This window comes from Salipiger marinus (assembly GCF_035481585.1).
GTDB lineage: Bacteria > Pseudomonadota > Alphaproteobacteria > Rhodobacterales > Rhodobacteraceae > Salipiger > Salipiger marinus.
In genome coordinates this window covers 1-2,424 of sequence record NZ_JAYKSL010000065.1, presented here as the reverse complement: position 1 = coordinate 2,424, position 2,424 = coordinate 1, and the positions used below count along the sequence as shown (strand labels likewise).

General features: G+C 69.2%; 3 protein-coding genes. All 3 read right to left on the bottom strand.

From position 1 onward, the window contains the following. Positions 1–328: TipJ family phage tail tip protein (gene gpJ, locus VK682_RS27085; protein ID WP_425262625.1), on the bottom strand; the 328-nt coding region annotated here is incomplete at its 3' end. A 998-nt stretch (positions 329–1,326) separates the two neighbouring features. Continuing rightward, the gene (locus VK682_RS27080) at positions 1,327–1,728 is read right to left on the bottom strand and encodes a C40 family peptidase (RefSeq protein ID WP_324782976.1); all 402 of its coding nucleotides are present in this window, start codon (positions 1,726–1,728) and stop codon (positions 1,327–1,329) included. Further along, positions 1,725–2,249 carry a hypothetical protein gene (locus tag VK682_RS27075; protein WP_324782974.1) on the bottom strand — a complete coding sequence of 175 codons (525 nt, stop codon included), beginning with the start codon at positions 2,247–2,249 and terminating at the stop codon, positions 1,725–1,727. Before VK682_RS27075 ends, VK682_RS27080 begins: the two co-directional genes overlap by 4 nt. Positions 2,250–2,424 lie beyond the last annotated feature (175 nt).

Genomic DNA, 2,424 nt, shown 5'->3' with positions numbered 1-2,424 from the left:
TTTCCCCGGTCATCCGGGTGATCTCCACCTGCCAGCGGCCCCGCTGCGGCAGATCCCAGGTGAACTGGCGCTGGAAGGCCTCGTCGCGGCGAGCGCGGATGTTGAGCGTGGTCACCTCTTCCCAGGGATCGCTGCTGCTCTGGCGCTGGCGGATGCGGATCGCGATGCCATACTCGCGCACCTCGCCCTCGCGGTTGAGCCGGTAGACCCCCATGGGAAAATGCAGGATCACGCTCGCGCGGATGGCGTTGCTGGCGGTGACCCGCACCACCGGTGTCTCGATCGGCTCGGCCCCGTCGATGATCTCGCCCGCATCATCGCGCGGCATGGGCCGCACCAGCTCGACCCCGTCGCCATCCTCCACCACCTGCTCGGGATAAAGCGAGACCGGCGCATCGCCGGGCCAGCCCTCGCGCAGCTCGGTCTCCACCTCGTCGAACTCCGCCAGCGGCGTGTCGCCGATGCGGATGTCGGAGATGGAGAGCGGCCCGTAACCCCAGCTTAACAGAGCCGTGACATACTGATCCTCGCCAATNCTCCGCCAGCGGCGTGTCGCCGATGCGGATGTCGGAGATGGAGAGCGGCCCGTAACCCCAGCTTAACAGAGCCGTGACATACTGATCCTCGCCAATGATCGACATATAAGGAGTGGCCAGATGCACAGGGGCGACGCGCAGGCGGCCCAGCACGAAAGGCAGCGCCTCGCCGGGGCGCAGCTCGTTGGCCCAGCCCGAGACCAGATAGCGATTGCGGCGGCTGTCCTGATCCGGCACCACCGGCGGCACGATGGCATTGACCAGCGCCGCCCCCAGCAGGTTGAGGCCGATGCCGACCATGGCCACGCCGAACTTGCTGGTCACCCCGATCAGCCCCGCCGCTGCAGGCGCCAGCGCCAGGGCCGCCACCGCCACCACCGCCAGCAGGATCGACCGCGCCCCGCCCTTGCCGGGCACCAGCCGGATCACCACCTGCACCCCTGCCTTGGGCCGGGTGACGTGCCAGAAGCGCGGCTCGATGACGGCGGCGCCGGTCTGGCTGACCAGCATCACCCGCAGCTGGCTCCGGTCTTCGGCCAGGAGCCCGGGCAGCGCCTGGGTGACGATCTCGGCCAGAGACAGCCCCTCGGGCAGCTCCAGCCGTTCACGCGCCGCACCCGGATCCAGCAAGGGGGCGGTGAGAACGGGAATGCTCATGCTTGCCCCCCGTGCCGGATGCGGGCCGCGACCCGGATTTGCCGGAGCGACTGGGTCCGGATCACCCGCATCGCATGTCGGAAGCGCACCGCAGGACGATTTTGCCGGAGCGGCAAGGACAGAACGGGAATGCTCATGTTTGGCTCCGATGCCGGAACGCCCCGACAAAGCGGCTGCGCCAGAGCGGGCCGTCGGGATCAGCGAGCTGCGAGCCGCCCTCGTCCATATGCAGCATGCGCCCGCGCGTGACATGCAGCCCGACATGGCTGCGCCAGCGCCCGCGCCGGAACAGCAGCACGTCAAACGGGTCCGGATCCGCGATCGCGTGCCAGTCCCCCGACCCCGCCGCGATCAGCGCATCGATCTCGGCGAGCTCCGCCGCGCAGGGCGCCACGCCGTCATAGCCCGGCAGAGCGATGCCCAGCTCGGCGCCATAGACCAGCCGCACCAGCCCCCAGCAGTCGCAGCCCTCTCGCGTCCGCCCGCCTGCCGCCCAGGGCAGGCCCAGCCAGTTCTGCGTCCAGTGCCCGGTCATCGGAACATCCCCGGAAAGCGGTCGCGGGTCATGCGGTGCATCGGAAAGCCCTCCTCTTCGATCGGCTGGCGCGAGATGGTGAGCGGGATGCTTTCGGCATCGCCCTCCGCCGCGATCAGCTGCATGTCCAGAAACTCCGCCTCCACCACATCCGGGCTGGCGGCCAGCACCACCGCCAGATGCACAGACGCCCGGCTGGTCACGCTGCGCAGCAGCTCGGCGATGGCGTGATCGACATTCTCCAGCACCAGCGTCGCCGAGGCGGGCGCCTCCTCCATGTCGCCCGGCACCTCCGCCGAGAGCAGTGCAAACAGGAACGGCTCGGTGGCAGGATCGGCCCCGCGCCAGCCCGACCGCGTGCCATAGACCAGCGGGTCGGTGCTGATCCGTTCGGTGGGATCGGTGCTGAGCCGGATTGGTGCCTCAAGATCGGGATGCGTGACCTCGATCAGCAGCACCTCCACCTCACCCGGCGCCAGCCCCTCGCGCGCCCGGCGGGCATTGAGAGATAAGGTCCTCATGGCATCACCCAGATGTCGAAGGAGAGGGTAAAGCTCACCCCGCGCAGCGTCTCGGAGGGCAGGCTGTCGCCGAACAGGCAAAGCCATTGCGCCGACAGCAGCAGCGGCGCGCCGCCGGGGGTGAGCAGATAGTGCCCTTCGGGCGTGAGCAGCGGCCAGCCATCCGTGGTCGGAT